The organism is Lentibacillus sp. L22 (assembly GCF_040812445.1).
Classification (GTDB): Bacteria; Bacillota; Bacilli; order Bacillales; family Amphibacillaceae; genus Lentibacillus_C; species Lentibacillus_C daqui.
Map to the genome: position 1 here is coordinate 1 of NZ_JBFNXI010000077.1, position 5,585 is coordinate 5,585.

General features: G+C 39.9%; 6 protein-coding genes. 2 read left to right on the forward strand and 4 right to left on the reverse strand.

What is annotated here, in order from left to right; translation table 11 throughout:
- Both ABRT01_RS17835 and ABRT01_RS17840 read right to left on the reverse strand, forming a co-directional pair.
- A partial coding sequence (locus ABRT01_RS17835) for a helix-turn-helix domain-containing protein (RefSeq protein WP_367749076.1) occupies nucleotides 1-275 on the reverse strand: 275 nt, incomplete at its 3' end.
- Nucleotides 262-684, reverse strand: a complete 423-nt coding sequence (locus ABRT01_RS17840; RefSeq protein WP_269410597.1) for a MerR family DNA-binding transcriptional regulator — start codon at nucleotides 682-684, stop codon at nucleotides 262-264. The genes ABRT01_RS17840 and ABRT01_RS17835, both read right to left, overlap by 14 nt.
- Before the next feature lie 557 nt (nucleotides 685-1,241).
- Here ABRT01_RS17840 and ABRT01_RS17845 point away from each other — a divergent pair.
- The gene (locus tag ABRT01_RS17845) at nucleotides 1,242-3,053 is read left to right on the forward strand and encodes a cation:proton antiporter (RefSeq protein WP_269410596.1); all 1,812 of its coding nucleotides are present in this window, start codon (nucleotides 1,242-1,244) and stop codon (nucleotides 3,051-3,053) included.
- A gap of 21 nt (nucleotides 3,054-3,074) precedes the next feature.
- Here ABRT01_RS17845 and ABRT01_RS17850 read toward each other — a convergent pair whose 3' ends face one another.
- Nucleotides 3,075-3,254: an SE1832 family protein gene (locus ABRT01_RS17850; RefSeq protein ID WP_269410595.1), complete on the reverse strand. Its 180-nt coding sequence runs from the start codon at nucleotides 3,252-3,254 to the stop codon at nucleotides 3,075-3,077.
- Nucleotides 3,255-3,460: 206 nt separating this feature from the next.
- Between ABRT01_RS17850 and ABRT01_RS17855 the strand changes: the two genes are divergently transcribed.
- A complete protein-coding gene (locus ABRT01_RS17855; protein WP_269410594.1) occupies nucleotides 3,461-4,315 on the forward strand; it encodes a GNAT family N-acetyltransferase in 855 nt (284 codons plus the stop codon).
- A gap of 72 nt (nucleotides 4,316-4,387) precedes the next feature.
- Here ABRT01_RS17855 and ABRT01_RS17860 read toward each other — a convergent pair whose 3' ends face one another.
- Nucleotides 4,388-5,470 carry an AI-2E family transporter gene (locus ABRT01_RS17860; RefSeq protein ID WP_269410593.1) on the reverse strand — a complete coding sequence of 361 codons (1,083 nt, stop codon included), beginning with the start codon at nucleotides 5,468-5,470 and terminating at the stop codon, nucleotides 4,388-4,390.
- Between the last annotated feature and the right edge of the window lie 115 nt (nucleotides 5,471-5,585).

Consider the following 5,585-nt stretch of genomic DNA (forward strand, 5'->3'; position numbering starts at 1 on the left):
AATCGTTCATAGGCATCTTTTAACCGTAATGCCGTATTTTTCAATGGGGAGGAATGGACTTTAAACAAAAATGGGTTTTCCCCTTTTATTTTCGGTACTTCATTCCTCAGGTTTCTGCCGGAAAGCAGTTTTTTCTTTTTTCCATTGTGATAATCTTCTTCCACCGCGTCCAGCAATTGATTGTACAGCCAGTTGCACATTCTGGATTGAGAATCGAGTAACTGCTTGTTTTCCTTTGTAACCACCAATCGTACCTTTTTATTATACGTAAGCATGGCCGTTGTCCTCAATGACCTGTTTCACCGCTTGTTGCAGTTTCTTTCGCTTGTGACTTCTGCTTCCATACAAGCGGCTGCTAAAGACAGTAATAATGGAAAGCATACCACTTCCCAGATCTTTTATAAAACGAAACTGATATCCATTTGCCGAACAATACTGCGATACGGTATGGACCTGCCTTTTTAACTCTTCCTTTTGGTCCGATGATGAGACACGGCAATACCCAATAACAATTTTGTCTTGAAGTGGTTTCAAATCACGCTTGATAGCACTGAGGTCTTTTACAGCATATCTTCTATGGCCACCGGTGGTTCGAGAGGATGTTATCTTCCTTTCTTTTTCCCACCTTCTTAATGTAGTGGGATGAACACCAAGTATGCTGGATGCTTCATCGATGGTATACATGTTAGCGATCCTCCTCATTTTATTTCTACTTACAAGGTTCGACATAAAATGCAAGAATCCTGCTAAAAAGTAATTAATTTTAAATAATTTAGATTAAACTGTTTTGGACCCCCATCATAGAATAAACGTTACTTATGAAAAACAAGGATTTATAATGGAACATTTAGTATTGAAAAACGACAATATTCATTATTACCCGGGAAATATTTTGTCTAAATAGAGGGAAATATTGCACCAGACCCAATTCTAAGAGGGCTGGATAAATTAGATTACCGATTCCAAAAAGCAATGTAAATAGCACACAGTTTGTAGTCAGGTATAAATGTTGTGTAAATTCAATCTGACAAGGTTTGTAACTATTTGTATATATTTGTCAAAAAACAGTGAATTCATTTCGCGACAAGTTGTGGCTGTACAATCCGAAATAACCTTGTATATCAGGGTTTCGGGAACTCTCCAAAATAAACTTCACGGAATTAGTAATTAAATGGTTTACTTTATTTCATCACCCATTTAAAATGACTTTATAAAATATTAAAGAAGAAAAGGGGGATGGGATGTTTCCTTCTGTTTTATTTGAAATTATGTTAGTCGGTCTCCTGGGCATCGGGTCACAGTGGCTGGCATGGCGGTACCGTATGCCGGCCATTGTTGTGATGTCTGTTGCGGGATTACTGGTTGGCCCTGTATTTGGCATCATGAATCCCCAGGAAGACTTCGGCACTTTATATAAACCCATTATTACGGTCGCCGTTGCAATTATTTTGTTTGAAGGCAGTCTGAATTTGAATTTTAAAGAATTGCGTGGTCTGGGGCGGCCTGTATTTCGTATTTCCACCATCGGGGCGTTTATTGCTTGGATACTGGGTTCATTGACTGCACATTATATAGCAGGTCTGTCGTGGGCAGTTGCCTTTGTAATTGGCGGGCTGTTTATTGTGACTGGTCCAACCGTGATTCTGCCTTTGTTGCGGCAATCGAAATTAAAACCACGTCCTGCAAAGATTCTTAAGTGGGAAGGGATTATTGTAGATCCGATTGGCGCATTGCTTGCGGTATTTGCCTTTGAAATTATTTCCTACTTCGCCTCAACGCAACCGAATGGTTTATCACTATTAGCATTTTTTGCTGCTTCTATTTTTGCAGCAGTTCTTGGCTGGTTGTGTGGACGAGGGATTGGCTGGATGTTCGAAACAGGACATATCCCCGAGTATCTCAAATCACCAGCCGTTTTTGTTGTCGTAATCATGTGCTTTACCATTGCGGATGAAACAGCACATGAGACAGGGTTATTGGCGGTGACAGCAATGGGAATAACGCTGGCTAATATGGGAATCAGCTCAGTTGAGGATATGCGCCATTTTAAAGAGAATATGTCGATTTTGCTCATATCAGCCATTTTCATTATGCTGTCCGCATCGTTAAATATGGAGACGATCCTGCATATTTTTGAACCAAGAATTATTGGCTATGTGATCTTAATGATGATTGTCGTGCGTCCGTTGTCCATTTTTCTGTCAACGATTGGGACCGTTTTGTCGTTGAATGAAAAAATATTGGTCGGCTGGATTGCTCCCCGAGGTATTGTGGCTTTAACGGTTTCCAGTTATTTTGCCGTTGTGCTGGGTGATGCCGGTTATGAAGATGCAGGAATTCTTACAACACTGACATTTGGACTTGTGATCTTTACGGTTGTTGCCCATGGATTTTCGATTAGCTGGCTGGCCAAAAAACTTCATTTATCAATGGAGGGAAGACCAGGCACGATCATTGTTGGCAGTAATACCTTTACCGTTGGCTTGGCAAAATCACTAGTTAGGGCAAAATCACCGGTTATTATTGTTGATTCCTCCTGGGAAAAATTAAGAAAGGCACGAGAGGCGGGAATACCGTTTTACCATGGCGAAATGCTGTCGGAGCAAACGGAATATCATTTGGATACAACGCCATATGAGTATTTAATTGCTGCTACCGAGTATCATTCTTACAATTCACTCGTTTGTACAACATTTATGCCGGAATATGGCAGAACCAATGTCTACAAGGTCAGCCCGTATAAATTAATGGATGGTGACACGAATGACGTTGTCAATAAAATTGGTGGACGTATCTTGTTCGGTGACGAGATATCCACAGAAGATTTAAATCAAAGCATTTTATCTGGAGCATGTTTTAAGCAAACAACGTTAACCGAGAAATTTAATTATAAACAGTACTTGGAGAAGTTGGATGCGGGGTCAATCCCGTTATATATCATTAAGCCCTCTGGGAAAATTATCTTTTATTCGTCAGACATGAAAGCAATCCCTGAACCTGGCGACATTGTGGTCAGTTTAAGAAGTGCCAGACACCAAAACAACTCAGAATAGTTCGGGTGTCTGGCACTTGAACTATTCTAATTCTTCCATTTTGCGGTACATAGCAGCGATTTCTTCTTCAATTTCAATCAGTTTTTTTTCAGCGGTTGCAGTGTTTTGACCGACTAAAACCAATTTTTCAGCATCCCCTTGAATCCGCACATAGTCAGATTTCAGTTCGGCGATTTTTGCCTCGATATCCCTTTTATTCATGATCATCACTCCTCATTCATACCTTCATTCTAACCGATTTTCGCTTTACAAAAAAGAATAATAGGCTGGATGGTAAAGTGAAAATTCATCTAGTGGGGTCCTTTTCACCCACCTTCTTTAGTTGTTTCTCTAATGAATTAAAAGTGGGGGTATTACACCCCGTTCATGCGTGATAAAATAATCAAAAGGAACAAGGGGGAAATGGAATGAAAGTAACACTGGTATCTTCACCACAGGAATTTGCCGAACTTGCCGAGTCTCTATTAATGCAAAAGGAAGCCTGTAATAACTTAATGCTTGGCATCCTTGGGCGTTTACTGGAGGAACCCAATCATGATGAATACGGTTATTTAGGAATTGTAGAAAACGATCATGAGGCGGTATTTGCGTTCATGCAAACACCAATGAACTGGATATTGGCAGACACAAAAGCTGTTGATGAAGGTATCATCGAAGTGCTAACTCAATTTTTGTTTAGCCATCATATCCATATTCCTAGTATTATTGGGCCGGTCAAGGCAACGACGATGTTTGTAAAACAATGGGAACAGCTCTGGAATACGAAAGCTAGCATCCATATGGAACAATTAATCTATCAACTTGATCATGTTCAACCTGTACCAATGGCCAAGGGAGAATTGGTGTCTGCTGAAATAAAGCATCATGCATTGATTGCATCATGGCTTATTCAATTTGGTGAAGAAGTAAATGAAAGTATGTCTGAATCCAAAGCGATCCAGACAGCATCACGGTACATCCGTAATCAGTCGGTTTACCTATGGGCAGTAGATAGGAAGCCGGTTTCCATGGTGAATCATTCACGAAAAACAAAACATGGTATAACTATAAATGCTGTTTATACACCAGATTCATTTAAACGAAGGGGATATGCGACAAGTGCTGTGGCAACATTGTCAGCGAAGTTATTGAAGCAAGGCTATCAATTTTGCAGCCTGTATACAGACAAAAGCAATCCGACATCGAATGGGATTTATAAAAAAATGGGCTATTATGTTATTGGCGATTCGATTGTGTATCGGTTCTCCAATAATAGGGACTAAAAGGGGCACCATTCATATAGAATGAATGGTGCCCCAGCCACTGTCATGTTCAGTCCGGTACTCACCTTTGTGCTAAATCAATGCATCGTTTTTATCTATCTTTGAGTCCTGATAGGTTTTATAAAAATGAACAATGATTGTTTTAATGACTGCATAGAATGGGACGGCAAACAAGATACCAAGAAAGCCGGCAATACTTCCGGCAGCAAGAACCAATGTAATAATAGTCAGTGGATGGAGTTTCAACGCCCTTCCCATGATATTTGGCGAAATAAGGTTGCTTTCCAACTGGTGAGCGACAATCATGATCACAGCTACCCACACTGCCATAATAGGTTCCTGGAAAAGGCCAACAATCATTGCTGGAATGACAGAGATAAATGCACCGGCAAACGGAACCACACACATCACCATTCCAAACAAGGCCAAGGTTAAAGCATAGTTTAAGCCAATAATTAAATAGCCAATGAACAATAAAAATCCAACGCATACGGCGCAAATGATTTGTCCTTGAATGTAATGCGATAAAGTGTGGTCAATTTTATGCATCAGGCTGCTAATGTTTTTTGCTTTTTCCTTATGGAAGATCTGTGTAATAAATGGAACGAATTTATCGTGATCCTTCAGCATAAAAAATAAAAAGAATGGAATAAGCACAATTGAAACCACAAAGCCGATCAGCTGGCTAATAAAGCCGAACAAAAAGGACATGGCTGATTCAATGTAGCTCTGCAGGTTGGATGTAATATGATTAATCGCTTCATTCACGTTTGCTGGAATAATATCCTGATTGGCCTGCCAATAAGAGATTAAACTCTGTGCTCCTTCCACCATTTCCGGTATATTATTAATCAGATTGGAAAATTGCTTTTGGGCAATTGGCGCAATGTAATGGATAACCAGATAAATAAGTAAAATCAGCAGAATAAAAACGATAAAAATAGCCAACACACGAGGTACCTTATACTTTTCCATCAGGTGGACAATCGGCTTTGTTAAATAGAAAAGTACACCAGCACCAACGATAGGCAAAGCAACAGCTGCCAGATATTTAAAAACTGGATCAAATAAGAAATCTGTTGCAGAGATTAACAAGATTAAGAGAAAGATTAAAATGAATGAAACTAGTACTTGGAACCAGCGTTTTTTGTACATACGGTCACCGCCTTCTAGATGATGTTCAAAAAGTCCGGTAAAAATGACATGCCCCCTGCAAAAGGGGTATGCCGACGCCTGAGCGCAAGCCCGTTTTTAGTCGGCCTTCCTTTGA

What these genes read in the sequence shown, in the direction of transcription:
- ABRT01_RS17855 (WP_269410594.1), top strand. Translation starts at nt 3,461, where the DNA reads ATGAAAGTAACACTGGTATCTTCACCACAGGAATTTGCCGAACTTGCC.
- ABRT01_RS17845 (WP_269410596.1), top strand. Translation starts at nt 1,242, where the DNA reads ATGTTTCCTTCTGTTTTATTTGAAATTATGTTAGTCGGTCTCCTGGGC.
- ABRT01_RS17840 (WP_269410597.1), bottom strand. Translation starts at nt 684, where the DNA reads ATGTATACCATCGATGAAGCATCCAGCATACTTGGTGTTCATCCCACT.
- ABRT01_RS17850 (WP_269410595.1), bottom strand. Translation starts at nt 3,254, where the DNA reads ATGAATAAAAGGGATATCGAGGCAAAAATCGCCGAACTGAAATCTGAC.
- ABRT01_RS17860 (WP_269410593.1), bottom strand. Translation starts at nt 5,470, where the DNA reads ATGTACAAAAAACGCTGGTTCCAAGTACTAGTTTCATTCATTTTAATC.